Annotated in this window: 13 protein-coding genes, 6 pseudogenes and 2 other annotated features; of the genes and pseudogenes, 8 read left to right on the plus strand and 11 right to left on the minus strand. The window is 63.6% G+C overall.

Annotated features, from left to right (window positions below; translation table 11 throughout):
* Positions 1-2: 2 nt before the first annotated feature.
* Both MW290_RS22155 and MW290_RS22160 read right to left on the minus strand, forming a co-directional pair.
* A complete protein-coding gene (locus tag MW290_RS22155) occupies positions 3-404 on the minus strand; it encodes an IS66 family transposase (RefSeq protein WP_250199832.1) in 402 nt (133 codons plus the stop codon).
* A 170-nt stretch (positions 405-574) separates the two neighbouring features.
* Entirely contained in the window at positions 575-3,853 is a 3,279-nt protein-coding gene (locus tag MW290_RS22160; protein ID WP_250199833.1) for an ATP-binding protein, read from the minus strand.
* A gap of 502 nt (positions 3,854-4,355) precedes the next feature.
* On the opposite strand from MW290_RS22160, the pseudogene imuA reads away from it, so the two are divergent.
* The 5 genes and pseudogenes from imuA to MW290_RS22180 form a co-directional block, all read left to right on the plus strand.
* Positions 4,356-5,051, plus strand: a pseudogene (gene imuA / locus MW290_RS33310) (translesion DNA synthesis-associated protein ImuA); the annotation flags it as partial.
* Between the two features lie 185 nt (positions 5,052-5,236).
* Positions 5,237-6,607, plus strand: coding sequence for a Y-family DNA polymerase (locus tag MW290_RS22165; RefSeq protein ID WP_250199834.1), 1,371 nt, complete (start codon positions 5,237-5,239; stop codon positions 6,605-6,607).
* A gap of 7 nt (positions 6,608-6,614) precedes the next feature.
* Positions 6,615-9,749, plus strand: a complete 3,135-nt coding sequence (locus MW290_RS22170) for an error-prone DNA polymerase (protein ID WP_310740170.1) — start codon at positions 6,615-6,617, stop codon at positions 9,747-9,749.
* A 243-nt stretch (positions 9,750-9,992) separates the two neighbouring features.
* Positions 9,993-11,813 (plus strand): patatin-like phospholipase family protein, encoded by a 1,821-nt coding sequence (locus tag MW290_RS22175; protein ID WP_250199835.1) that lies wholly within the window; start codon positions 9,993-9,995, stop codon positions 11,811-11,813.
* A 233-nt stretch (positions 11,814-12,046) separates the two neighbouring features.
* Positions 12,047-12,222: pseudogene (locus tag MW290_RS22180) on the plus strand (IS481 family transposase); the annotation flags it as partial.
* A 31-nt stretch (positions 12,223-12,253) separates the two neighbouring features.
* Here MW290_RS22180 and MW290_RS22185 read toward each other — a convergent pair.
* A complete protein-coding gene (locus tag MW290_RS22185) occupies positions 12,254-13,333 on the minus strand; it encodes an IS3 family transposase (RefSeq protein ID WP_250199736.1) in 1,080 nt (359 codons plus the stop codon).
* Positions 13,085-13,201, minus strand: a sequence feature (AL1L pseudoknot). (Overlaps the previous gene by 117 nt.)
* A pseudogene (locus MW290_RS22190) lies at positions 13,282-13,479 on the minus strand (transposase); the annotation flags it as partial. The gene MW290_RS22185 and the pseudogene MW290_RS22190, both read right to left, overlap by 52 nt.
* Before the next feature lie 376 nt (positions 13,480-13,855).
* Between MW290_RS22190 and MW290_RS22195 the strand changes: the two are divergent.
* Complete coding sequence (locus MW290_RS22195) at positions 13,856-14,953, plus strand: PEP-CTERM sorting domain-containing protein (protein ID WP_250199836.1); 1,098 nt, start codon at positions 13,856-13,858, stop codon at positions 14,951-14,953.
* Here the strand turns inward: MW290_RS22195 and MW290_RS22200 are convergent.
* Both MW290_RS22200 and MW290_RS22205 read right to left on the minus strand, forming a co-directional pair.
* Positions 14,855-15,757, minus strand: coding sequence for a hypothetical protein (locus tag MW290_RS22200; RefSeq protein ID WP_250199837.1), 903 nt, complete (start codon positions 15,755-15,757; stop codon positions 14,855-14,857). The genes MW290_RS22195 and MW290_RS22200 overlap by 99 nt on opposite strands.
* Before the next feature lie 8 nt (positions 15,758-15,765).
* Positions 15,766-17,017: pseudogene (locus MW290_RS22205) on the minus strand (IS3 family transposase).
* Positions 16,674-16,790 (minus strand) — a sequence feature (AL1L pseudoknot). It overlaps the preceding pseudogene by 117 nt.
* Before the next feature lie 215 nt (positions 17,018-17,232).
* Between MW290_RS22205 and MW290_RS22210 the strand changes: the two are divergent.
* A complete protein-coding gene (locus tag MW290_RS22210) occupies positions 17,233-18,777 on the plus strand; it encodes an IS5 family transposase (RefSeq protein ID WP_250199838.1) in 1,545 nt (514 codons plus the stop codon).
* A gap of 42 nt (positions 18,778-18,819) precedes the next feature.
* Here the strand turns inward: MW290_RS22210 and MW290_RS22215 are convergent, their stop codons facing one another.
* The 5 genes and pseudogenes from MW290_RS22215 to MW290_RS22235 all read right to left on the minus strand — a co-directional run bounded on the left by MW290_RS22215 (position 18,820) and on the right by MW290_RS22235 (position 24,859).
* The gene (locus MW290_RS22215; RefSeq protein WP_250199839.1) at positions 18,820-19,743 is read right to left on the minus strand and encodes an SEL1-like repeat protein; all 924 of its coding nucleotides are present in this window, start codon (positions 19,741-19,743) and stop codon (positions 18,820-18,822) included.
* Positions 19,744-20,848: 1,105 nt separating this feature from the next.
* A pseudogene (locus MW290_RS22220) lies at positions 20,849-21,475 on the minus strand (thymidylate synthase); the annotation flags it as partial.
* A 247-nt stretch (positions 21,476-21,722) separates the two neighbouring features.
* Positions 21,723-22,271: pseudogene (locus MW290_RS22225) on the minus strand (thymidylate synthase); the annotation flags it as partial.
* A 72-nt stretch (positions 22,272-22,343) separates the two neighbouring features.
* The gene (locus MW290_RS22230) at positions 22,344-23,003 is read right to left on the minus strand and encodes a YiaD family glycine zipper/OmpA-like lipoprotein (RefSeq protein ID WP_250199840.1); all 660 of its coding nucleotides are present in this window, start codon (positions 23,001-23,003) and stop codon (positions 22,344-22,346) included.
* A gap of 128 nt (positions 23,004-23,131) precedes the next feature.
* Positions 23,132-24,859 carry an ABC transporter transmembrane domain-containing protein gene (locus MW290_RS22235; RefSeq protein ID WP_250200081.1) on the minus strand — a complete coding sequence of 576 codons (1,728 nt, stop codon included), beginning with the start codon at positions 24,857-24,859 and terminating at the stop codon, positions 23,132-23,134.
* A gap of 279 nt (positions 24,860-25,138) precedes the next feature.
* Here MW290_RS22235 and MW290_RS22240 point away from each other — a divergent pair, with 279 nt between their 5' ends.
* Complete coding sequence (locus MW290_RS22240; protein WP_250199841.1) at positions 25,139-25,651, plus strand: MarR family winged helix-turn-helix transcriptional regulator; 513 nt, start codon at positions 25,139-25,141, stop codon at positions 25,649-25,651.
* Positions 25,652-25,797: the final 146 nt, after the last annotated feature.

Consider the following 25,797-nt stretch of genomic DNA (forward strand, 5'->3'; position numbering starts at 1 on the left):
GCTCATGGCGATGCTCGACGCGACGCAGGTGCGCCGGCGGTGCACTGCGACGGGGGCTGACGTGCTGGCGCCTTGGGCCGGCTGCCAGCGGCCGCCGCGGCGGCCTCGGCTTCACGACGCAGACGCTCGAGCTGCGCACGCAGCGCGGCTTCGTCCTCGGCCAGCGTCTCTTCGAACAGGCGACGCTGGTCAGCGTTCATGGCCTCGGACTTGGCCCCGTAGGTCCAGCGCTTGAGCCGCGCGAGCTCGAAGTTGATCTTCTCGATCTTGGCCTCGCGCAGCGCGATCTCGCGGTCCTTGCGCTGCAGCAGCGCATCGCGCTGCGTCAGCTCCGCCGCTCGCTCAGCGAGCGCGATTGCGGACTCGCCAACGTTGGGTAGAACCAACATCGAGACCGAAACCACAGCGTGCTTTGCGAAGTTTTTTTCGACAGCGGCGATATGCGTTCTTCGATACGCAATCTTCGATATTTCGGCTCGCCACGGGCTGTAGCGATAGGCGAAATAAAGTTATCAGTGTCTGAGCTCGTTCATGATTTCTCACCGTGCATCGCTGCAACCTCGCTCTCGGTGTTTCAATGGTGTGTAAGCGGCTCTTGATGCAAACGTCGCAATCCAGGGCTCGAGGTGCGAAAGCAGGAACGTTGATCAATATCGAGTCGACTGTTCACCCATTCGTAGGTTTCCTGTGCCATTCTTTGCATGGCGACAGCTTGCTGGTCGTGGTGTGCATTTTTAAGTATTTCTTTCGCACGTAAGAACACATTCGCGGGATCAAAGAAAAACCCCTTTGCTATGTCCCCCGTGGCGACAGCATCGGCAAAATCAAGGGCAACTCTCTCCGCGCTTGGTAGCGCGCCGAGCTCCATCTGCGCATAGGCCAATGAGATCTTGATCTCCCAGGAAGCGTCGCCAAGACTGAGTTCAGCGCACTGGTTCAGAGCCTCTTGAAAGTGCGTAGCGGCATCTTCAGCGGTTCCGTCGGTCAACTCAATCTCACCGGCAAGCTGCTTGCGCTTAAGAATTAACGAAGTTTCGGGGCGAGCGACCGGCATATGCTGCGCTTTTACCAACCATACCCGTGCTTCTTTATGCTCTCCTGCCCATAGTCGGTTCATCGCGATTGACAGAGCGATCTCGAGCTCCATGTCGGGCCAATCAAGATTACGGAAGTGTTGCGATAACTGCAACAAGGATTCATGGGCGGTTTGCAGATTTCCCAAACGAGTTTCAAGATTTGCCGCCAAGAGCTCCAAGTGACGTTCATATTGATCGTTGACTAGATTTTTGCAATGTGCGATTGCTTTCTGTAGCAGTGACCTAGCCTGCGGATAATCCCCCTCCCTGATACATACATCTGATAACTTGGATAGGGCGGAGGCTGCACCGATAACGTTGTTCTCTCGTGCTGCAATAGCGTGGCCAATGCTTAGGTGCCGACGAGCTTGTCGAAAGTGGCCACATTCTCCTAACTTAGCTCCCAATTGGTTATGCGCACGTATGACAGAACTTGTCCGGCCCGAGATTCTGCCGAAGCGGATTGCGGATTTGGCCGCGATTCTCGTCTCCGAAAGCTTGCCTACGGCAGCAAGGCACGTCGTCAGCAAACTGGCGGCGGTCGCCCTGCATTCGTCATCGTTGATTTCTTCAGCGAGAGTAGTTAGCTTTATAGCCTTCTCAATGTCGCACGGGAGGAGAATTTTCTCCATCCTCATGTGAAACTCAGTAGAAAGCAGTAAGAAGCGAAGCCGAGCCTCGGAACAAATATCTGCGGCTCTGCGAAACAATTCCGCTGCGGCCTCAAACGAACATCTTTGCCCGGCATATTGGCCCGCGCGGCGGAAATAGTTGATAGCCAGCTCCGTCTCTCCCGCCCTTTCGAAATGGCATGCAATCGTTTCGCTGAAATCATCGAGACGATCTGGAAACGCGTCAATAATCCATCGCGCAGTCAGTCCATGCCTAATTTTTCGCAGGCGGTTGGGAATTGTTTCGTAGACGGCGCGCTGCATCAATTGATGGCGAAACTGAAACTTTTGATGGCCTGGGTCGGTCTTGTGTGGCAGGCTTCTGATGAGATGCCTTTCTGTCAGCCTAGACAATGCTGACCGGTCAAGTGCTCCGAGTTTGGCTAACGCCTCGTCCCAGAACTCATTACCGATTACGCTTGCAACTTGCAAGGTTTCCAGCTCAGCATGCGGAAGGTTTGAGAGTCGTGCTTGGAGGACGCCGGTGAGAGTCGTGGGAATTTTGGTCTCCAACAGTTTCGCAGCGTCCAAGCTCGCTGAGCCGCTTTCGTTTCGATGGAGTACACCCTCTTCGACGAGCATGCCGACAGTTTCTTCTACGAAATACGGATTCCCTTCGGCCAATGAAGCGATCATGCGAACAAAAAGTGGCGAATCCTTCGCAAACGCGTCGTCTTTCACGCTCGCACGGATGAGGGTCGCAATCTCTTTGTCGTTGAACGGTTTTAGCTCGAGTCTGTTTGAGAAAGGAAGGAGGCGCCGTCTTTCAAGATCGATTCTGGTCGTCGCGACAACCAAGATCCTCGATCCGCTACGTAAGATGTAATCAATGAAGTCCAGAGAGCCGTCGTCGGCCCAGTGAATGTCCTCTAAACATATCGCGATAGGTCTGGGTGCATGAACGGTGAGGAGGTACGTGACTGCAGCGCGGAACGCTCTCTTTTGATTTCGCTCATTCTGTAGACGAGATACGTCGCTGGATTGCTCTAATGCGGCTTCACCGATAATTAGTGACTCGAGCGCAGCCAGTTCGCCATCACCTAGTTCTTTGATATATTGGGGTGTGAAAGAACGAACTGCCTGCCGCGCAGTTGTTGGATCTGCGTCCGAATCGACGCCCGCCGCGCAAAGCACGGCCTCTCTGACAAGTCCATATGGACTGCTGCTCCAGTATGGCTGTGCGCAAGCGGTTATAGTGGCTAGGCCTTGGGGATGTTTCAGTCCTTGGACCCTTAGAAACTCTTGTAGAAGCGTTGTTTTGCCGATGCCAGCCTCTCCAATGAGAATTACCGAACGGCTGCATGCGCTTTCCGCAACAGCGAAATATGAATCTTCTAAGAGTTGAAGCTCAGTCTGCCTACCTATGAACATTGGTTTGTGGCCCGTCCACCAACCCTCTGTGTTCCTGGGCCTCGCAGAAACGCGCTTCAAGACGAAATATGCCTTGAGTGAACGGTCTCTACCTTTCAGTTGAAGCGACGGAGCCTCGGTGCACTCAAAAATTTTTCGAATGTGCCGATGCGTGTCGAGGCTTACTTGTATGAAGCCGGCAGGTGCGCTTTGCTCAAGCCTTGCTGCGATGTTTACAGCGCTTCCCCTCACATGACTCGGTTCGTCCAGCCCACCCCCTAGCAGGACCGGTCCTGTGTGGATACCGACTCTTACATCAAACGCGGATATATTCTGCTCAAGAAGCAGGCGAGCGGCGATTCGTTTGGATTCTTGGATAAGCGCGATGCCGCAGTCGGTTGCTCTGATTGGATCATCTTCGCGGGATTGTTTTGCGCCGAAAACTGCGAGCAGACTATCTCCGGCATACTGAAGAACGACGCCTTCGTGCTTCCCAATAACAGCAGATAACTTTTTGAGAGAGCCATCGATTATGGTGTGGATCTCGTCCGGATCGAGATCCCAACTCATTTGCGTCGACCCAACGACGTCCGCAAAAAGGACTGTTACCTGACGTATTGAGCGCTCCGCCTCGATACGCTGACTAAGCTGCTCGCTCAGGGCCAAGACCGCAGCGTCGATTGACGCTTGGTCTAGCACTCCGGCCAAGTTCGAGATGGCTTTAATTGCCGCTTCAATGCGCTGTCGTTCGTTCATGGAAAGGTCCACGACTTGGGTACTGCTGGACAGTGTCTAACACGGCGTTGATGAGGTTGCCTCCACAGTAGTAGGGATTTCCGTTAGGGGGAGTCTGCGATGCTTGACGTCTCTGCCTTTATGGCGGCGGTGAGGCATAACCGTGAACGCTTATGCAGACTGCTACGTCCCCAGACAAACCGGCTGCGTGGGTGCCAATCGGTCATCGGAGTTGCCCAGCTCGGGCGAGGATCGGGACGGCTGACATGAACTCAGCTTGCCGACACCCGTGACGCGGTTCGCAGTCCTCGCTGAGACAGGTCTGCGTTCCGTCCTTGCCGCCGGTCCGGATCTTGTCTTTCCCCTTCTCGGCTGCAGACCGTGTTTGCCTCACGTAGGGGAAGGGTGTGTCTTGGACGAGCCGCTTCACCCTGCCAGAGCAGGGTGGAGCGGCTCGTAGGGCCGTCGCGGGCGGCAAGGGGGTTGCCTTGGTCGATATACTGGTGTTTTGTACAGTATCCCCATGAGCTCCCGCCACCCCTCCGCCGCGCTCGTCCAGAGCCCTCTGGAGGAGGAGTCTGCGTGCGAGGAAGCGCCCGACTTCGCCGGCCTCGGTGAGCTGCAGAACGCCGACCTCTCGCAGGCGCAGGGGGTCGAGCCGTCGTTGCTGGATTCGGTCTCCCACTTGATCTGGCGGGGGCACGAGTTCGGCCTTCCACCGTCGGCCTGCCTGCCCACCGGGTTCGCCGACCTGGATGTTCACCTGCCGGGTGGTGGTTGGCCCCTGTCCGCGGTGTCCGAGCTGCTGCAGCCCCAGTGGTGCCAAGCCGAGTGGCGCTTGTTGCTGCCCGCCCTGGCGCCCCTGGCTGCACGTAAGCGCCCGTTGCTGGCTATCGCGCCACCACATCCACCGTTCTTCGGCGGCCTGCGCCAGCAAGGCCTGGACGACGGCGGCCTGGTCGTCATTCATGCCAGCTCCCCGGCCGAGCGTCTCTGGGCCACCGAGCAGGCCGTCAAGGCCAACGGCCTGGCCGGCGTGATCGCCTGGCTGTCGCATGCCCGCGGCGACCAGGTGCGCCGGCTGCAGACCTGCGCGGCGCAATGCGGCTTTCCGGTGTTCCTGGTGCGGCCGGAAGCCGCCCAGCACGAATCGTCCGCGGCGCCGCTGCGGCTGCAGGTGCGCCTGCAAGGCCTGCAGACGGTGGCGGTGCACGTGCTCAAGCGCCGGGGTCCCGCGCATGTCGGCTGGGTGACGCTGCAGATGCCGCCGCCCGGCTTGGCCGAGCTGCTGGCCCTGGTGAACCGGTCATCTCCAGCCTCCGACCGAAGACCCAGCACCCCGTCCGCACCCCCGTCCCCATCGCCTTTTTGCCGTCCCTGCGTCCATTCCCCCGGTGTTGCACCATGCCCTCGTCGACGCCCCTGTGGATGGCGCTGCTGCTGTCGCCGCCCTCGGGCCCTGACCAGGCCAGCGCACCCGCTGCAGCGCAGGCCGTTGACGCGGTCGACCAGCGCCAGGCCATGGCCTGGTGGGCGCTGCAGTTCACGCCCAAGGTGGCCTTGGCGGAGGAGGGCGTGCTGCTGGAGCTGTCGGCCAGCCGCCGGCTCTTTGGCGGCGAGCAGGCCTTGCGCGAGCGGGTACGTGCCGAGGCCCTGGCCATGGGCTGCGCTGCCGTCGGCTGGGGCCCCACTGCCACCGGTACCCTCGCGCTCACCCGCTGCGGCGTGGCGGACGGCTTTGCGCAACCGCTGAACCGGCTGCTCGACCAGCTGCCGATGTCGGCGCTGCCAGGCGTGTCGACATACGCCCCGATCCTCGCGCGCACCGGCTGCAAGACGCTCGGCGATGTGCGCCGCTTGCCGCGCGGCGGGCTGAGTCGGCGCTTCACGAAGTCGCTGCTGCTGGCGCTGGACCAGGCCTACGGCCTGCAGCCGGTCGCGTTCGAGTGGGTGCTGGCGCCCGAGCACTTCCAGGCCCGCCTCGAGCTGCCCGGCCGTGTCGAGGCTGCCGAAGGCCTGCTCTTCGGTGCCCGCCGGTTGCTGACCCAGATGGCCGGCTGGCTGGCGGCGCGGCATGCCGGCATCACCGCCTTCACCCTCCGCTTCAAACACGACTTCCACCGCGCGAGCGAGGTACCGGACTGGGGCGAAGTCACCATCCGCACGGCCGAAGCCACGCGCGAGATGAGCCACTTCACCCGACTGCTGGGTGAACGCCTGGCCCATGTGCAGCTGGGCGCACCGGTGGAGGAGCTGGTGCTGGTCGCGGGCACTGCCGTACCGCTGGAAGAGGTGAGCGGCTCGCTCTTGCAGGAGAAGAACCGCGAGGGTGAATCTGCCCAGCAGCTGCTCGAGCGCCTGGCCGAGCGCCTGGGACCCGGCGCCGTGGTGCGCGCCGAGGTGCGCTCCGACTATCGCCCGGAGTGGGCGCAGGAGTGGGTGCCCGCGACAGTGCCGCCCTCGGCCCACCGCGCACCGCTGCCCGACGTGCCCCAGCCCACCTGGCTGATGGCCAAGCCGTTGCCGCTGGCCATGCGCCGCGACCAGCCGGCCTATCAAGGCGCCTTGACGACGGTGGCCGGCCCGTATCGGGTGGAAGCGGCCTGGTGGGACCGCAGCCACCCCGATGCCATCGAGACCGGTGAGCCGCAGCCCGCCCGCCGCGACTACTACGTCATGGCCAGCGAGCATGGCGGCCTGCTGTGGGTCTACCGCGACCTGGCGCCCAGCCCGGCGGGCAAGCGCCGGTGGTTCCTGCACGGCATCTTCGGTTGATCGCGCCATGGAGTGGATGGAGCGCGCCACCGCGTCGTTGCTGGCTGGCACCGAGGGGCCGGCATATGCCGAACTGCACTGCCTGACCAACTTCTCCTTCCTGCGGGGAGCCTCACATGCCGAGGAGCTGGTCGAGCGTGCCAAGGCGCTGGGCTATGCGGCCTTGGCCATCACCGACGAGTGTTCGCTGGCCGGCGTGGTGCGTGCGCATGTCGAAGCCAAGGAACTGGGCCTGCCGCTGCTGATCGGCTCGGAGTTCCTGGTGCAGGCCAGCACCCCCTTCCGGATGGTGGTGCTGGCCACCAACCGCAACGGCTACGGCAACCTGAGCGAGACCATCACCCGGCTGCGGATGTCGGCGGAGAAGGGCACCTACCGCCTGGACTGGTCGGACCTGTGGCCCGGCTGGCTGGACGACTGCCTGGTGCTTTACGTGCCCGACCGCCGCGCCAGCGACGAGACGCTGTATGCCCAGGCCAGCTGGTTCGACCACCACTTCGAAGGCCGGGCCTGGACCGCGGTGGAGCTGACGCACGGCCTGGACGATGCGGCCTGGCTGGCCCGCCTGCGGCAGCTGACGCACCTGACCGGCCTGCCGCTGGTGGCTGCCGGCGACGTGCACATGCACGTGCGCTCGCGCAAGCCGCTGCAGGACACGATGACCGCCATCCGCGTCGGCAAGCCGCTGGCCGAGTGCGGCCTGGAACTGCAACCGAATGCCGAGCGCCACCTGCGCTCCAGGCAGATGCTGGGCCAGGTCTATCCCGATGACTTGCTGGCGCAAACGCTGGAAGTGGCTCGCCGCTGCAGCTTCTCGCTCGACGAGCTGCGCTACGAGTACCCCGAAGAGGTCGTGCCCGACGGCGAGACGCCCTCGAGCTACCTGCGCCGGCTCACGTACGAAGGCTCAGGGCGGCGCTTTCCGCAGGGCTTGCCCGCCAAGGTGCAGGCGCAGATCGAGCATGAGCTCGGCCTCATCGCCGAGATGCAGTACGAGCGTTACTTCCTGACCGTGTACGACGTGGTGCGCTTCGCGAAGTCGCGCCACATCCTCTGCCAGGGTCGCGGGTCTGCGGCCAACTCGGCCGTCTGCTACTGCCTGGGCATCACCGAAGTCGACCCCGACCGCCTGAACGTGCTCTTCGAGCGCTTCGTCTCCAAGGAGCGCAACGAACCGCCCGACATCGACGTCGACTTCGAGCACCAGCGGCGTGAGGAGGTCATCCAGTACCTCTACCAGAAGTACGGCCGCGACCGGGCGGCTTTGACGGCGGCCGTCATCTCCTTCCGCGCCAGGAGTTCGATCCGCGACGTGGGCAAGGCCCTGGGCTACCCGCTGGACGTGGTCGACCAGATGGCCAGGAGCATGCAGTGGTGGGACGGGCGCGAGGTGTCCAAGGAACGCCTGCGCGAGGCGGGTGTGGACCCCGAAGACCTGGGCATCCGCCAGCTGCTGCGGCTGACGGCCGAGATCAGCGGCTTTCCGCGGCACCTGAGTCAGCATGTGGGCGGCTTCGTGCTGACGCGCGGCAAGCTCTCGCGCATCGTGCCCATCGAGAACGCCTCGATGGTCGACCGTTCCGTCATCCAGTGGGACAAGGACGACATCGAAGCCCTGGGCCTGATGAAGGTCGACGTGCTGGCCCTGGGCATGCTCAGCGCCATCCGCCGGGCGCTGGACCTCATCGGCGAGCGGCGCGGCCAGGTCTTCCTGCTGCAGGACATTCCGGCTGAAGACCCGCAGACCTACGACATGATCTGCCAGGCCGAGACGGTGGGCGTGTTCCAGATCGAGAGCCGGGCCCAGATGGCCATGCTGCCGCGGCTGCAGCCTCGGCAGTTCTACGACTTGGTGGTGGAGGTGGCCCTGGTGCGGCCGGGCCCGATCCAGGGCGGCATGGTGCATCCGTACCTGCGACGCAGACAGGGACTGGAGGAGGTGAGCTATCCGCCGGGCCTGGAGCGCGCCGTGGGCCGCACGCTGGGGGTGCCCATCTTCCAGGAGCAGGTCATGCAGATCGCGACCGACGGCGCTGGCTTCACCCCGGGCGAGGCCGACCAACTGCGCCGGGCGATGGCCGCCTGGAAGCGCAAGGGTGGGGTGCAGCGCTTCTACGACAAGATCATCGACGGCATGACGCAGCGCGGCTACGACCGTGACTTCGCCGAAGCCATCTTCAACCAAATCAAGGGCTTTGCGGAATACGGCTTCCCGGAGAGCCACGCGGCCAGTTTTGCACTGCTTGTTTATGCCAGTTGCTGGATCAAGCGGCACGAGCCGGCGGCCTTCTTGTGCGCGCTGTTGAACTCGCAGCCCATGGGTTTCTACGCCCCGTCCCAGCTAGTCCAGGATGCGCAGCGCCATGGGGTAGAGGTGCGCCCGCCGGACGTGCTGTACAGCGCGGTGGAGTGCACGCTGGAAGACCTGCCGCATGCGCCCGCGGTGCGCATCGGCCTGCAGATGATCGCCGGGCTGCGCGAGGCCACGGCCCAGCGCATCGCGCAGGCGCGCGAGCAGCAGCCCTTCACCAGCGCCGATGACCTGGCGCGGCGGGCGCAGGTCGAAGTGCACGAGGTGAAGCTGCTGGCCGCGGCCGATGCGCTGATGAGCCTGGCGGGCCACCGACGTCAGCAGGTGTGGGACGCGGCGGCGCTGATGGCAGCGCCTGCCTTGCTGCGCGACGCGCCGGTGGAAGAAGACGTGCTGGAGCTGCCCGCAGCACCAGAGGGCGAAGAGGTGGTCTTCGATTACGCATCGCTGGGCCTGACGCTGCGCCGCCATCCGCTCAAGCTGCTGCGCACGCAGCTGACCAGCAGAGGGATGTTCACCGCAGCGCAGCTGAAGACGCTGCCGGACGGACGCTTGGTCAAGGGCTGCGGCATCGTCACGATGCGCCAGCAGCCGTCCACCGCCAAGGGGGTGTCCTTCGTGACGCTGGAGGACGAGACCGGGGTCATCAACGTTATCGTCTGGCGTGCGGTGCGCGACGAGCAGCGGGCCGAGTTCCTGCAGTCGCGGCTGATGGGTGTGGACGGGGTGTGGCAGCGACAGGGCGAAGTGCAGCACTTGGTGGCGCGTCGGCTGGTGAACCTGACGCATCTGCTGGGGCGGTTGGATACGGAGAGTCGGGATTTCAGGTGAGGGGAGAGTCAGCCTCCGCTTCACACCAATTGAGGAGACCTTCTCGAGCTTGTGAGCGAGCGGCGTCTGTCGGCCGCCAGTGGTCTGCACTGACAGGGACCCAAGTAACCGGGAGATGGTGTCGTGGAGCGAAGGTCACCGAGATGCGACGTGCACCACGGTGGCATTACCCAAAGCCATGTTACCGCAGCATTATGACGTTCGACGTGCTTCGTCACTGAAGGGTGAGTCAGGGAGGTTGCTTTGAAGAAGAAAGTTGTGTTGTGTCTGTCGGGTGGTGGTTTTCGCGCCACATATTTTCATCTCGGCGTCGTACGTTGGATGCTTGAAACCGGTCTTCTCGACTCAACGCGAGCAATCTACTCGGTGTCGGGCGGGAGCATCCTCGCTAGTCACTTGGCGCGAAACTGGACTCAGATTACACAAGCCGGAGCCGATGAGCCACCTAAAGAGCGGCTCGCTGCGTTCGACAGAATTGCTGATGAATTGGTTAAATTTGGTCTGTCGGATGTGAGAGGAAGAGTGGTTAGACGATGGTTTATCTGGACGTTGACATTCGGATTGATCGCTTATCCCTTCCGTAAGGTACGCGGGTTGAAGGGGCAACTCACGCGATTCCGAATCACGGGACTTCTTGAGCGCGAATACGCCCGACTATTAACCCGTGATTGGTGCTTTTCCGATCAGACTGTCGCTGATGCCCCAGCGTTCAACCTTCTCGCAACCAGTCTCACGACTGGCGAGCTTTGCGTTCTGTCAGCAGAGGGTGTCCGGCGTATTGCCTCCGGCTCTGGAGAGTCGTATCTCATGGAGAAGCGGCCGCCATCCGCCGCGTTGATGACCGCCGCGTCGTCGGCGTTTCCGCCGCTCTTCACACCCGTCGAACTGACATCTGAATTCCTGGGTAAAGAATCGCCCGAGATGATGGGCACAGATCCATTGCAGCTGACCGACGGCGGCGTATACGACAATATCGGCCTAGGTGTTGCTCTGCGGGATGCTTATGCCGCTGGGTTGGCCGACCAAGTGACTTTTGTGGTTTCCGATGCTTCAGCGCCATTCGACTGGGAAGAAGGAGTATCGTTCACTGACCCGTTGAGCCGAACAGTCCGGACGACAGACATACTGATGCGACGTGTTGCCGAGTTCGAAGAGCAAACTAGTATTGAGCTCGCGGGTAAAGATGTGATTCGAGTCAGCATCGATGAGACTTCCACTGGCCTGTCCGCGGACGGTGCACTCCCAAAACCGATTCAGCACGCGCTGTCCAACATCCGCACTGATTTAGACCGATTCAGCCGCGTGGAAATGGGCGCCCTGGCCACCCACGGCTATACCTTGGCGCATTCAAAGATGCATAGCCATGTATCGGGAGATGGCGGTCGCCCGTGGGCGCCTCCAGCGACGCTTGCCTCGCTAAAGGCGACGCGGGGACCACTGCTGCGCCATCTGGACTCGGCGGCCAAGCGAAAGCTGTTTCACTTTACGCTCACCGATTGGACGTTTTATGTCTGCATCCTCTACGGCGCAGCAATTTTGATTTCGATGTGGCTGGCAGGGAATGCTCTCTACTTCAAGCGCTCAGATAAGGAGAGTATTAATGCCTCGATACGCCTGAATGAGGATCACATTGCCAAGCTACAGGAGACGAATGCATCGCTTTCAAACGAGGTGTTTTCGCTACGAGAGTCTCTGAGTGCCGCGCAGTGCCAGGTGCGACCCGCCAAGGATGCTACGCCGCCTCCACCGGCCAAAGTGGGTCGACAACAGGAAGTAATTTCGATCACTTCAAATGAACGGCCGAGCGGACTTGGTCGTAGCTATAGTGAGCCCTATGAGCTCTGTAGTCCTGTGCTGAAGGAAGGCCAGCGGATTGTTGCCAGCGAATTCCGTCTTGAGGGGGACCGCGCGTGCGGCGCGTGGTCAGAGTGCAAACCGACAGTGACGACGCCGCAACGAGTATGTTGGCAGTTCCGGCTGCAGGGTCACGATGAGTGGTTCCCCCCTCGTCCCGCGTTCAGTTCTGGCGTGCTCACGCTTACTCTAGAAACAACAACGAACTAACAGAAGTCAGATCGAGCATGCAATCGCGCGCCGTGTGTCCGGTGCCGTGCACAAGCTCGGCAGCGGGTGATTGTCATGGACGGTTGAATCCGTCACCACGGCGCTGCGCGCCAAGCCAGTCTCGTTGTCCAACCCGATATGCAACTTAATGCCGAAGGGCAAGTGCTTGCTTTGCACGTCTGATGAATCTCGGCATCGCGCTGGCCCTTGGCGTTATCGGTCGAACTGGGGGCGCCGTGCACCCTGACGAGATGATGCCCCGGCCAAGCAGTTCCTGCGTGACACGGTGGCCTACGCCAGCCTGGGCGTCACGGTGCGGCGCCTCTTGACCGACAACGGTTCAGCGCTCCGGTCCAAGGACTTAGTCGTCGCCCGCACTGCGCTGGGCATCCAACACAAGTTGAACCGCCCCGGGTATCGCGGAGGCCCGTTGGTTTAAGTCAGACGGTCGCGGCCTGACCAGCGCGTTGTCGATGGTAGTTGGCCTCGAACTCGGCCGGCGGGATGTAGCCCATGGGCTCCATCAGTCGATGGTGGTTGAACCAAGCCACCCATTCCAGCGTCGCCAGTTCCACCGCTTGCTTGGTCTTCCAGGGCCCCCTCCGGTGGATGACCTCGGCCTTGTAGAGCCCGTTGATGGTCTCGGCCAGGGCGTTGTCGTAGCTGTCGCCCTTGGACCCCACTGAGGGCTCAATGCCGGCCTCGGCCAAGCGCTCGCTGTAGCGGATGGACAGGTACTGCGACCCGCGGTCCGAGTGGTGCACGAGGCCATCACCTTCGGTCGGCTTGCGGTCGTACAGCGCCTGCTCCAGCGCGTCGAGCACGAACTCGGTGTGCATCGAGCTGCTCTGGCGCCAGCCCACGATGCGCCGGCTGAACACGTCCACCACGAACGCCACATAGACCCAGCCCTGCCAGGTCGACACGTAGGTGAAGTCCGAGACCCACAGCTGGTTGGGCCGCTCGGCACGGAACTGCCGGTTGACCCGGTCCAGCGGGCACGGTGCCTTGAGGTCCGGAACGGTGGTGCGCACGGCCTTGCCTCGGCGCACGCCCTGCAGGCCTTGCTGACGCATCAACCGTTCGACGGTGCAACGGGCCACCGCCACGCCCTCGCGATTGAGCTGGCGCCAGACCTTGTCAGCGCCGTAGACCTGCATGTTGGCCTGCCACACGCGCTGGACCTCAAGCACCAGGCACGCATCCCGCTGTGCGCGACGCGAGCGCAGCGCCGGGTTGCGCTGACGGGATGCATGGCGCCAATAGGCCGACGGGGCGATCTGCAAGACGCGGCAGATCGACTCGACCCCGAACTCCTGGCGATGCCGGTCGACGAAGGCCTTCAGGACTTGAGGCGGCGGTCGAGCTCCGCCTGGGCGAAAAACGCGCTGGCCAGCTTCAGGATCTCGTTGGCCTTGCGCAGCTCTCGTACTTCGCGTTCGAGCTCCTTCACGCGCTCGGCCTCGCTGGTCGTCACGCCTTCTCGCACGCCGGCATCGACCTCGGCGCGCTTGACCCATTCGTTCAGCGTCTGCGGCACGCAGCCAATCTTGGGCGCGATGGACTCGATGGCCGCCCACAGCGACGGGTACTCCCCTCGGTGCTCCTGCACCATCCTCACCGCGCGCTCACGCACCTCGGGTGAGAACTTGTTCGACTTGCTCATGGCTCAATCCTCTCAGAGTGTTGAGCCTCCTCGAATCCCGGGGCGGTTCAAGTTCACCCGGGCTTGTCGGCCCCAGACCAACGGCAAGGCTGAGCGCTTCATACAGTCGGCGCTGCGCGAGCGGGCCTATGGGCGGACCTCTCAGAACTCTGCGCAGCGCACCCTCACTTTGGCCAGCTTGCAGCATCACTACGACTAGCACCACCTGCACGCAGTTATCGGCGTCGCCTTCCCGATGTTCAGGCTCCTCAAGTCACGAAAGAACCTTGACGGTTCAGACCTAGACCACCGTGAAGTTGAAAGAGTCAGGACATCAATGAACTAGGGGTTGCGTGATTTTGACTAGGCCAGGTAAGTTTCACGATGGGAGGAGCTGATGCCGAACCAACGTTTTGTCTTGGTTGGTGCCGCTGCCCTGGTTAGTTTCAATGCATTCGCCAGCGTGTCCGGGCAGGCGACATGTTGGGTCAGCGCCCACGGTGATCTGGGCACTAACGGTTATCAACTGAACGACGATTGCTTGACCGTTGTGCCCGACTTTGTCGTGCCTGGGCTGAACCAAGGCCACCTTCAGTCCGGCGACAACAGGGACGAAACGTACGTCAGCGGCGGCGCAAGCGGTGCCGTTGCGAGCTATGCGCTGCGGGCGAGCTATGGCAATCTGGGTGTCGCAGTCCGCGCCACGAACTCATCGAGCTATAACGAGCGCGACGGCGTCCGCGAGAGCGGGGCGGCCGAGAGTTACGCGAACTCGGTGGTGTCGTTCGACGATGGGCTGCGGGTGCGAAGCAACAGCCTGGCCGACGGCCAAGCTATCAGGCTCGAGTTGTACGGCCGCATCGACGCCGACGACTTCCGCTTCAGCACGGCATCAAACCGCGCAACGGTCAACCATAGCTTGTATGCGTACGCTAGTCTTTCCGGTACGGGCGGTGTCGATTCGACCTTTGTGCTATGCATGGGAGATGCTGCCCAAGCGCCCGGATGTGACCGCGCGACATCCGGGTCGTTTTCGTTGATGGTCGACACATTCGTTGGCGCCCAGCTTCGCCTGAGCGGCTCTATGAGCGCGGTTGCCTGGACAACGACTTCGGCTGACGCTGCCAACCCGGCTGTGAGCGCTAGTGCATGGGTGGAGGCAATGGCTAGCCTACACACCCAACTGAGGTCAACGTCCGATGTTTTCGTCGTGTCCGAGAGCGGTACGAACTACGTCAGCGCGGTTCCCGAGCCTGCTGCGACAGCGATGCTTGGCGTCGGGCTTGTGGCGCTGGCCTTCGTGCTTCGCCGAAAGTTCTGGGGGGCATGGACGTTCGGGCTCAGATCCCTCATTGATGGAAGAGGAAATGCGACCACAGCTAGCAAGGTGGTAAGTCTAAAGTTTGTCCCGACGCTGTCGCATACAGACGAGCGCGGCGCATGCGGCCAGACCGGATGCCAGCAACCAAGCCGAGGTTGGTTCCGGGACCGGTGAGATCCAATCGACGCCGCTTTCAGACGTGAGCGAAAAAGCTACATCGCGCCCGCCCACGGTGACGCTCTGGATGCCTTTCCAGTCGAACGAGTTCATCGCTTCGATGTTCATCGTCGCGTGACCGTCACCGGCGGCGCCAGCAAACACGTAGCCGCGCAACTCGAGTTGCAGGTCAAACTCCTGCCCGAACGTAAAAGGCACTGCAAAGGTTCGCGGGCCGAGTGCGCTGGGTACGGCGACATCGTCGATGTAGGCAACCGAACTGCCGTCGCCAATCGGCCCTGTCTCCGGGCGATAGTCAACGCGGTAGGTTTCCGTCAACCACAGGGAGTGGTTCTCTCCCGCAATAGTGACGTCCGCGCGCAGATCGGAGCCCGTTCCGGCGAAGGTGACCGCGCTCGGGCCGGGAGCATTGGTGATCGAGGTCCGCTGAACAGCAAGGCTCACAGCGAACGTCAGCAGTGCCTGGCCTTGCTCCCCGTTACTTGCATCTATTCGCAACCGGTCCACAGTCTGAGCATAGGTCAGCGCTGTATAGCCGCCCGGACCATCTGCGGAGTGAGCCTGGGTGTCGACGAAGACCGCGGTACCGAGGTGACCGCCGGCTGCGACGGCAGTCGCTGACCCGGTCGTGGTCACTCGGTCTGCCGTTGCGGTGCACGAAGCCGTTACCAGCGCCCCGGTCCGGTCCGATGCCTTGCAGCCTGGCCCTGGCCCGGAAATCAGGACGTCAGACAACGCTGCCGCATTGGCAAGCGACGCAGCCGCGGAAAGACCCGCGGTAAAGATGAGAATGCGCAACATAGGGCTCCTTAGTGGCTAGCTGCCACGTGACGCCGTGCAACGCTGCCACGCCCGAATGGCGGACCGAAATCCCTAGTCGGTTTTATTGAGACGGTCGCGACCTGCCCAGCGCGCTTTCTATGGTAGTTGGCCTCGAACTCGGCCGGCGGGAGGTAGGCCCTGGGCTCCATCAGTCGATGGTGGTTGAACCAAGCCACCCATTCCAGCGTCGCCAGTTCCACTGCTTGCTTGGTCTTCCTGGAACACGTCCGGTGGATGACCTCGGCTTTGTAGGGCCCGTTGATGGCCTTAGCTAGGGCGTCGTCGTAGCTGTCGCCCTTGGACCCCACGGGCGGCTCAATGCCAGCCTCGGCCAGGCGCTCGCTGTAGCGGATGGGCAGGTATTGAGACCCTCGATCCGAGTGGTGTAATGGGCCGTCATCTTCGGTCGGCTTGCGGTCGTACCGCGCCTGCTCCAGCGCATCGCGCACGAACTCGGTGTGCATCGAGCTGCTCTGGCGCCAGCCCACGATACGTCGGCTGAACACGTCCACTACGAACGCCACATAGACCAGCCCTGCCGGGTCGAGACGTAGGTGAAGTCAGAGACACACAGCTTGGTTGGGCCGCTCGGCACGGAACTGCCGGTTGACCCGGTCCAACGGGCATGGCGCCTTGGGGTCACGACGGTGGTGCGCACGGCCTTGCCTCGGCGCACGCCCTGCAGGCCTTGCTGACGCATCAACCGTTCGACGGTGCAACGGGCCACCGCCACACCTTCACGTTTGAGCTGACGCCACACCTTGTTGGCGCCGTAGACCTTCATGTTGGCTTGCCACACGCGCTGGACCTCAAGCACCAGGCACGCATCCCGCTGTGCGCGACGCGAGCGCAGCGCCGGGTTGCGCTGACGGGATGCATGTCGCCAATAGGCCGACGGGGCGCTATGCAAGACGCGGCAGATCGACTCGACCCCGAACTCCTGGCGATGCCGGTCGACGAAGGCCTTCAGGACTTGAGGCGGCGGTCGGGCTCCGCCTGGGCGAAAAACCCGCGGGCCAGCTTCAGTATCTCGTTGGCCTTGCGCAGCTTTGGTACTTCGCGTTCGAGCTCCTTCACGCGCTCAGCCTCGCTGGTCGTCACGCCTTCTCGCACGCCGGCATCGACCTCGGCGCGCTTGACCCATTCGCTCAGCGTCTGCGGCACGCAGCCGATCTTGGGCCCGATGGACTCAATAGCCGCCCACAGCATCGGGTACTCCCCTAAGTGCTCCTGCACCATTCTCACCGCACGTCGACACACCTCGGGTGAGAAGTTGGCTCCGCGCTCATGGCCCGATCCTCTAGGAGGATCGAGCCATTCAGACCGGGCGGTATTTCGTCGGCCCTGCAATTCGCCTGCAGCCCGCATGAATGCTCACTTCCCGGTGTGATTCTTGCTCGTTGGATCCCTTGAGTTTGATACGCCAGAGGCCCGATTCCTGAGGGATTTGCCGCATGTCGACGCCTGACTTCTTCCGCGCCCGCCTGGACCAGATGATCGACCTGCGCCACCCGCTGGCGGTGCTGGCCACGCGCTTGCCCTGGGCGGCTATCGAGGCGGCGCTGGCGCCCAAGCTGGCCCATCAGCCCAGACCGGCCAAGCGTGTGACAGGCATGGACTTGGCCGGCGCGTTCGACGGCGAGTTCGGCGGCGGCATCAGCCCGGCCGGCCGGCCGCGCTTGCCGGTGCGCCTGATGGTCAGCCTGCTGTACCTGAAGCACAGCTTCAACCTCAGCGACGAGGAACTCGTCGAGCGCTGGGCCGAGAACGTGCAGTGGCAGTTCTTCAGCGGCATGGACTACTACGAGCCGCGCCCGCCCTGCGATCCCACCCAGATCGGGCGCTTTCGGCGCCTGCTCGGCGAGGAGGGCATCGAGCAACTGCTCAAGGCCACCATCGACTGCGCGGTGGACATCAAGGCCGTCAAGCCGGCCGAGCTCGAACGCGTGATCGTGGACTCCACCGTGCAGTCCAAGGCCATCGCCCACCCGGTGGGCAGCCGGCTGCTGGAGATCGCTCGCCACAAGGTGGTCTGTGCCGCCAAGCGCGTGGGCATCGCGCTCAAGCAGACCTACGCGCAGGAGGGCAAGGCGCTGCGCCGCAAGGCCGGTGGCTACGCCCATGCCAAGCAGTTCAAGCGCTTGCGCAAGACGATCAAGCGCCAGCGCACGATCCTGGGCATCGTGATGCGCGAGGTGCAGCGCAAGCTGGATGCCGACCACGCGGCGGTGGCGGCCGGCGGCGCGCCGGCGCACGAGGCCGACAACCCCAAGGCCCTGGCTGATCTGGCCACGCTGATGGAGCGCGCCGAGCGCATCCGCACCCAGCAGCCCAAGAGCAAGCACAAGCTGTACGCGCTGCACGCCCCCGAGGTGGAATGCATCTCCAAGGGCAAAGCCCGCAACCCGTACGAGTTCGGTGTGAAGGTCAGCCTGGCGGTGACGCACCGGCAAGGCCTGATGGTCGGCGCACGCAGCTTCCCCGGCAACCCGTACGACGGCCATGTGCTCAGCGCCCAGCTCGAGCAGACGACCAACTTGCTGCAGGACACCGGCCGTGCGCCCCAGCAAGTCATCGTCGATCTGGGCTACCGGGGCGTGGATGCCGACAACCCGGGCGTGCAGATCATCCACCGCGGCAAGTACAAGTCGCTGAGCGAGCACGACAAGCGGCTGCTCAAGCGTCGCCAGGCCATTGAGCCGCTGATCGGCCACGCGAAGTCCGACCACACGATGGACCGTTGCTGGCTGCAGGGGGCCATCGGGGATGCGCTGCACGCGCTGAGCTGCGCGGCGGGCTACAACATCCGCTGGCTGCTGCGCGCCATCGCCCGGCTCGGCCTGGGCGGGCTGTTTTGCGCCTGGTGGGCGCTGCTAGCGCAGGGGCTCGGCCTGGTGACCGCGTTGCCGACCAGCCTGACGGCCCCTGGGTCGCATCGCGGGCTGGCTCGTGCCGCCGCACAGAGCTCGGCTCGATCAGGCTTGGCGGGCGTGGGGTGAATTTCGCAGGGGCGACTATTTCAGTGGCCCGAAATTTCTAGGCTAGCGGACGCGGGGACCTTCACAGTCAACAGCGGGATTGGTATCGGGCAGGCAGAGGGGTTTCCGGGCTGACTCGTCACGACCTTGCGATGCCCGATTGTCTCGATTGCCGGCAAGACGCTGGTCACGCTCTTTCTCCAAAAGCGTGGAGACTTTATCGCTCAGTGCGCTCGGACCTTCTTTCCGACCCGCAGCCGCACCTTCATTCGCAATGCGCACCTGAAGTGGGCTCAGCAAACCTGCAACTTGGTTGCGATAAGCCACGAGGTCGGATCGCGTAGTCCGTTCCTCCGCGGGGGTGAGTTTCTCCAGGGCGACCGTCAAATAGGCTAAGGCATGCACGTAAGTGGGTCGGCCGTTGGTAATCATGCCCTTCGCACCCAGGATACCCAGTTTCATCCAGGCCATCCCCAAGCCAAGCTCGGCGGCGCTTCTGTAATCAGTATAGGCGTTGATTTTCCGGTCGAATTCACTCGCTACGTCGACCTGGCCTTGTTCATACATAGATGCACGGGCGTAGGTCGCCCACCCGTGTTTCTTCAGAACCGCCTGTGTATAGAGGCGAAAGGCTGTCTGGTAATCGCCTCTTCTTTGGTAAAAGTCACCCTGCCAGTAGGCCGCCTCCGCGCTGCCGCTTTCTGCGAGGCGGGTTAGATCAGCCCAGGCCTCGTCCGTCGACTTTCGTGGGTCCGTTGCGCGATTGAAATTGAAAGCGGCAACGAGCCCCGCTGCCTCGACGTCTCCGGCCTTTTGACCCTTCAGCGCCTCGGCGTAGGCGCCGTCCAGGTCGCCGTTGTCGATCAAGACGCGCGCTTCGCGTATGCCTGCACTGGCAGTCCCCGGCAGGCAGAGCAGACCGGTGGACGCGATCACGGCAGCGGCGATGGCCTTGACGTGCGCGCTTGAGATGAGGCGAGGTCGCATTGAGGCTCCTAGGTTTGGTTGTGAAGAAGTGAGTTCTCTGAGGTCGCGTCTGGATCTTGGGCCAAGCTTGCAACCGCGAGGGGTTGGTCGGCATATCCATGCGCAGTGCAGCACTTTTTGTAAGATTCCAGCACCACGGCACTATCGGCAGAGCGGCGGAATACTTGAGTTTTCACTCAGTGGCACCCTTTCGCGACGGCGGCGGCACTGAAGGGCGGTGAAGCCTGTTTGAGGTATTCTTCGTCTTTGTCCTCGTCCGCCCCGCTCTTCGCGCCGCGCAACGGCTTGGGACGGCTGGGCTTCACTTTCAGGCGCTCTGCTGCGGCCAGTACCTGTTCTTTCCCGTTAGCCTCGTGACCAATGATGACCGCCGCATCCAGGGATATGTTTGGGTACGAGTAACCCCCTGCCGAGATGCCTGCTAAGACAGGGCGTCCGGCAGTTATTTCCGCCGCAAGCTGATCAATGGTAAGCGGGGCGAAGATAAGGCGACTAGTTAGTCTTCGAGAGGCAATATTGAGTTGGTGCGAAATTTACGGTGGCCATTTCTCAGGACCTGCATATTGCTCATTGGACCGATAGTCGACACAAAGACGGAGCAGTCCGTTAAGCAAACACCTCGAAAAAAGGCTGCCACGATTCCGCACTGGTAGCCCCGCGGTCGTCGGACTGACCATTGCGGTCAGGCGTCGTTCACTAAACATGACCCGGGAAGCTTTGGCGAGCGCTGCGCTCGTTTCGAAACTACCTCGCCGATGTTGAGCGAGGTCAGAAGAGCCCAACAATAAGGATTCTGTACAACTTGGCAGTGGGGCTCGAGACGACGCCTGACAAGCTCCTCAAGCAGGCACTGAGCTACCTCGATGACGAGGCCAAGAGACAGAAGGCCATGGCGCTGCTCCCGGCGCGCAAGCCTGGGCGGCCACCCGGCAGTTGGAGTGACTCGCAGGGTGAGAGCCTACCTGTTGCCGCTGAGAAGCGACTCCAGCGGGGAGCAGGGAGGTCAAATTAGACCTATCCGAGCTGGCGGAATTTGAGAAACATGCAGGAAAAAATCAGCGTAAGTCGTTGATTTTCAATGCAGCTGCATGGTTTTTGGTACCACAAAAATATGAACGTCGCCTCCGGTCCAAACGAAGTCGCCAGGCTCCAGATCGCACTGTTGCGCGAGCATCAACTGCAATAGCGCGTAGCTGGCGATATTGAAGGGCACGCCCAAAAATACGTCGCAAGAGCGTTGGTAAAGCTGGAGGTGAAGCTTGTTTCCGATGACTGCCGTCTGGAATAGGCAGTGGCACGACGCCAGTTTCATTTGCTTTAGCTCACCTGGATTCCAGGCGGTCACAAGCTGGCGACGGGAGTTGGGATCGCGCTTGATTTGCGCGACCAGCTCAGCGATTTGGTCGATATTTCGACCGTCAGGAGCGGTCCAGTGTCTCCACTGCTTCCCATACACAGGACCAAGGTCCCCATTCTCATCAGCCCACTCGTCCCAGATGGAGACGTTGTGGTCCTTGAGCCATTTGATATTTGTGTCACCTCGGAGGAACCAAAGCAGCTCAATGATGATGGATCGGAGGTGCAGCTTCTTGGTCGTGAGGACCGGGAAGCCCTTCGCGAGATTGAACCGCATCTGGTGGCCGAAGACGGCTCGCGTGCCGGTCCCTGTCCGGTCGGGCCGGTCGGTTCCCTCTTCCATGACGCGGTGGAGGAGGTCGAGGTATTGCTGCATGGGTCCCTTGGCTCTTGAAGCTCTGCGGTCAAACTATCGCCTGACGCTTGGAGGCACGTCGCGCGCGGGGCTGCTTTGCGGGAAGTGAGGTCAGCAGGGAAGCGAGTCGCGCGGAGGCGATGCAAGCGGCATCCGTTCCGAAATCAGAGCGCTCTGCCGCTCTTCTTTCGAGGCTTTCCCAGTGTTGATCGGGGTTCCCGTCCGATTCGAGCTAGTGGAGTGTGGGTGCTCTGCCGGAAAGTCCGGCCACGCCCAAAAAGATATCGGCGCTGCGCTGATAGAGCTGGCAGCTCAGCTTGCCGTCGGCCACGTAGAACTGGAAGAAGGCATGGCAGGGCATCAGCGCCATCTTCGAGAGGTCGGCCACGTTCCAGGCGCTGACGATGATGCGGCGGCTGTCGGGGTTGGTCTTCAGCTGCTTGACCACCTCGGCGATCTGGTCGATGTGGCCGCCATCGGGCGTGGGCCAGGCGCGCCACTGCACGCCGTACACCGGGCCCAGGTCACCGTTGTCGGCCGCCCATTCGTCCCAGATGGTGACGCCACGCTCCTGCAGCCAGGTGGCGTTGCCGTCGCCGCGCAGGAACCACAGCAGCTCCAGGATGATGGACTTCAGGTGCACCTTCTTGGTGGTCACCAGCGGAAAGCCTTCGTTGAGGTCGAAGCGCATCTGGTGGCCGAACACGCTGCGGGTGCCGGTGCCGGTGCGGTCGGTCTTGCTCACGCCGTGCTCGAACACATGGCGCATGAAGTCTTCGTACTGAGAGCGCACGGGGCGGGCGGGGGCGGCGGTCACGGCAAAGCTCCTGGGGCTGAAAGCAAAAAGGCCGCGCCCGAAGGCGCGGCCTCGCATTCTCGCTGCAGCCGATCAGGACTGCGTGTCGGTCAGGAAGATCTCGACGCGGCGGTTGCGGGCACGGCCATCGGCGCTGGCGTTGTCGGCCAGCGGCTGACGCGAACCCACGCCTTCGGTGCTGATGCGCGTGGCCTGCACGCCGCGCGTGGTCAGGTACTGCATCACGCTGTAGGCCCGCTCACGCGACAGCGGGTCGTTCACCGCGTCGCTGCCGGTGGAGTCGGTGTGGCCGATCACGCGCACGCGCATCGCCGGGTCCAGGCCCTGGGCGAACTGGTCGAGCACCGGGCGCATGGCCGGCTTGATGGCGGCGCTGCCGACGTCGAACGAGAAGTCGCTGGGGATGTTGACCTTCAGCTCGTTGTTGGGCGTGCGGGCCACGTCGATGCCGGTGCCCTGCGTGACGCGCTCCATCGCGGCCTGCTTTTCCTGCATGCGCTTGGACCAGATGTTGCCGGCGATGGCACCCACCGCACCGCCCACCACCGCACCGGTGCCGGCGCCGCTGCGGCCGCCGGTCAGGCCGCCGAGGATGGCGCCCGCACCCGCGCCGATGCCCGCGCCCTTGGCGGTGTCGCGGTTGGTCTGGCTCATGTCGGCGCAACCGGTGGCCAGCAGCGCGGCAGCGGCCAGCGCGGCGATGGCGGGGCGGAAGGTGAAGGTCTTGTTCATCAGGAAGCTCCTTGGATCTGTGCCGCCGCAGCCTGGTTGGCGCGGCGTGGGCGAAGTGTTACGGCAGCCCCCGGTGGCAGCCATCGGCGGCCACCCGGGGGCGCCGTCGGACAAGTCCGACCCGCGGTTTATCCCTCACTGATGTTGCTGAACTGCATCGCGGCGAGTCGGGCATACAAACCGCCGCGCTGGATCAATTCGGCATGCGTGCCCATGTCGACGATGCGGCCGGCCTCCATCACCACGATGCGGTCGGCCCGCTGCACGGTGGCCAGCCGGTGGGCGATCACCAGCGTCGTGCGGTCGGCCATCGCCCGTTCCAGCGCCGCCTGCACCACGCGCTCGCTCTCGGCGTCCAGCGCGCTGGTGGCTTCGTCCAGCAGCAGCAGCGGCGGGTTCTTCAGGATCGCGCGGGCGATGCTGATGCGCTGACGCTGGCCGCCCGACAGGCGCACGCCGCGCTCGCCCAGGTAGGTGGCATAGCCCTCGGGCAGGGCAGTGATGAACTCATGCGCATAGGCGGCGCTGGCGGCGGCCTGCACCTCCTCGTCCGTCGCGTCGGGCCGGCCGTAGCGGATGTTCTCCAGCGCGCTGGTCGAGAAGATCACGCTGTCCTGCGGCACGATGCCCACCCGCTCGCGCAGCGTGGCCATCGCCGTCTCGGTCACCGGCACGCCGTCCAGGCTGATGCGGCCCTGCTGCGCATCGTAAAAGCGCAGCAGCAGCTGGAACACCGTGCTCTTGCCGGCGCCGCTGGGGCCCACCAGGGCCACGGTTTCACCGGGGCGCACGTCAAGCGTGAAGTCGGCCAGGGCCGGCTGCAGCGGGCGCGAGGGGTAGAAGAACTGCACCTGCTGCAGGCTCAGCGCCGAGCCGCCGGCCACCGGGGGCAGCGGCCGTGGCGCGGCCGGGTCGCGCACCGGCGAGCGGGCGCGCAGCAGCTCCATCAGCCGCTCGGTGGCGCCGGCGGCGCGCTGCAGGTCGCCGTACACCTCGCTGAGCGCGGCGATGCTGCCGATGAACAGGATGATGAACACCACCGTCTGCCCCAGGTGGCCGGCGGTGATGCGCCCGGCCAGCACCGCCTGCGTGCCCTGGTACAGCCCCCACAGCAGCGCGCCGAAGGTGGCGCTGATGATGAAGGCCACCAGCACCGCCCGCACCCGCGAGCGGCGGCGGGCGGTGTCGAAGGCCGACTCGGTGGCGTCGGCAAAGCGGGTGGCTTCGCGCTGCTCCTGGGTGTAGCTCTGCACGATGGGGATGGCATTCAGCACCTCGGCCGCGATCGCGCTGCTGTCGGCGATGCGGTCCTGGCTGGCCCGGCTCAGCCGACGCACCTGGCGGCCGAAGTACAGCGCCGGCGCCACCACCAGCACCAGGATGCCCAGCACCTGCGTCATCACCCAGGGGTTGGTGATGATCAGCGCCAGCAGCGCCCCGGCGGCCATCAGCGAATTGCGCAGGCCCAGCGACAGGCTGGAGCCCACCACCGTCTGCACCAGCGTGGTGTCGGTGGTCAGGCGGCTCAGCACCTCGCCGGTCCGGGTGCTTTCAAAGAACTCGGGGCTTTGCCGCACCACGTGGCGGTACACCGCATTGCGCAGGTCGGCGGTGATGCGCTCGCCCAGCCAGCTCACCAGGTAGAAGCGCGCGCCCGAGAAGATGCCCAGCGCCGCCCCCACGCCGAACAGCGCCAGGAAGTGGTCTTGCAGGCCCAGCACCTGGTCGCCGCGCTGCGCCGGCAGCAGGCCCTGGTCGATCAGCGAGCGCAGCGCCAGCGGAAACACCAGGGTGCTGCCGGCCGCCAGCAGCAGGAACACCCCGGCCAGTGCGATGCGCCCGCGGTAGGGCCGCATGAAGGGCAGCAGCCCCCGCAGGGCGCCCACCGGGCGCTTGGGCGGCTGGCCGGTCGCATCGGCAGGCAGGGGGGCGGCGGTGTCGGGCGGCAGGGCGGCCCGTTCGGCGGCGGCCACGGGCGCGGACAGCGGGGCGGAAGGGGGCACGGAAGACATGGCGCGCAGTGTAGGGACGCGGCGCACCTTCACCGCAGCGCATGGGCAACATTTGCTACGGCAATCACTGCCAATGCATCCACTGCTTTGACAATGGTTGCATAGGCATGTATATTTCGGCCCATGGATGAATCGACCGCCGCACCCGCCGCCTTCTACCGTGCCGACGCCTGGAGCGCCGACGACAGCCTGGGCATGCTGATGAAGCGGGTCATGCAGTCCATCGCGCTGCAGGCTGACCGCCGCCTCGTCGGCCACGGCCTCACCCATGTGCAGTGGGTGCCGCTGATGAAGCTCAAGACCGGCCAGTGCTGCACCGTCGCGTCGTTGGCGCGCGACCTGCAGACCGACGCCGGCGCCATGACGCGCGCGCTCGACCGGCTGGAGGCCAAGGGCCTGGTGGTCCGCGTGCGATCGGCCACCGACCGCCGCGTGGTCAACCTGGCCCTCACCGAAGAAGGCGACCGCCTGGCCTCGCTGGTGCTGCCGGTGCTGGCCGAGGTGTTCAACGAGCACCTCGACGGTTTCAGCCATGCCGAGTGGCAGACGCTGCTGGACCTGCTGCGCCGCATGGCGCGCAACGCCGATGCGATGCGCGGTGCCGAAGGCGCCGGCGATGCGGCGGACGCCGCCTGAAGAACAAGAAAGGCCTGAAGTGAACCTCCCGCAAGACTCCTCCACCTGCCAGGGCCTGGCCGCGCTGCCCTGCGTGCTGCAGCGCGCGCTGCCGGCGCGTTCGGTGTCGCTGACCACGCTCACCGCCGCGCTGGCGGTGGTCTCGG

Origin of the sequence: Aquincola tertiaricarbonis (genome assembly GCF_023573145.1) — a bacterium.
Lineage (GTDB): Bacteria > Pseudomonadota > Gammaproteobacteria > Burkholderiales > Burkholderiaceae_C > Aquincola > Aquincola tertiaricarbonis_B.

Coding starts and splice junctions, on each gene's coding strand:
- MW290_RS22160 (WP_250199833.1), bottom strand. CDS start 3,853: ATGAACGAACGACAGCGCATTGAAGCGGCAATTAAAGCCATCTCGAAC.
- MW290_RS22165 (WP_250199834.1), top strand. CDS start 5,237: ATGCCCTCGTCGACGCCCCTGTGGATGGCGCTGCTGCTGTCGCCGCCC.
- MW290_RS22170 (WP_310740170.1), top strand. CDS start 6,615: ATGGAGTGGATGGAGCGCGCCACCGCGTCGTTGCTGGCTGGCACCGAG.
- MW290_RS22185 (WP_250199736.1), bottom strand. CDS start 13,333: ATGGGTCAAGCGCGCCGAGGTCGATGCCGGCGTGCGAGAAGGCGTGAC.
- MW290_RS22195 (WP_250199836.1), top strand. CDS start 13,856: ATGCCGAACCAACGTTTTGTCTTGGTTGGTGCCGCTGCCCTGGTTAGT.
- MW290_RS22200 (WP_250199837.1), bottom strand. CDS start 15,757: ATGTTGCGCATTCTCATCTTTACCGCGGGTCTTTCCGCGGCTGCGTCG.
- MW290_RS22210 (WP_250199838.1), top strand. CDS start 17,233: ATGTCGACGCCTGACTTCTTCCGCGCCCGCCTGGACCAGATGATCGAC.
- MW290_RS22215 (WP_250199839.1), bottom strand. CDS start 19,743: ATGCGACCTCGCCTCATCTCAAGCGCGCACGTCAAGGCCATCGCCGCT.
- MW290_RS22230 (WP_250199840.1), bottom strand. CDS start 23,003: ATGAACAAGACCTTCACCTTCCGCCCCGCCATCGCCGCGCTGGCCGCT.
- MW290_RS22235 (WP_250200081.1), bottom strand. CDS start 24,859: ATGCGGCCCTACCGCGGGCGCATCGCACTGGCCGGGGTGTTCCTGCTG.
- MW290_RS22240 (WP_250199841.1), top strand. CDS start 25,139: ATGGATGAATCGACCGCCGCACCCGCCGCCTTCTACCGTGCCGACGCC.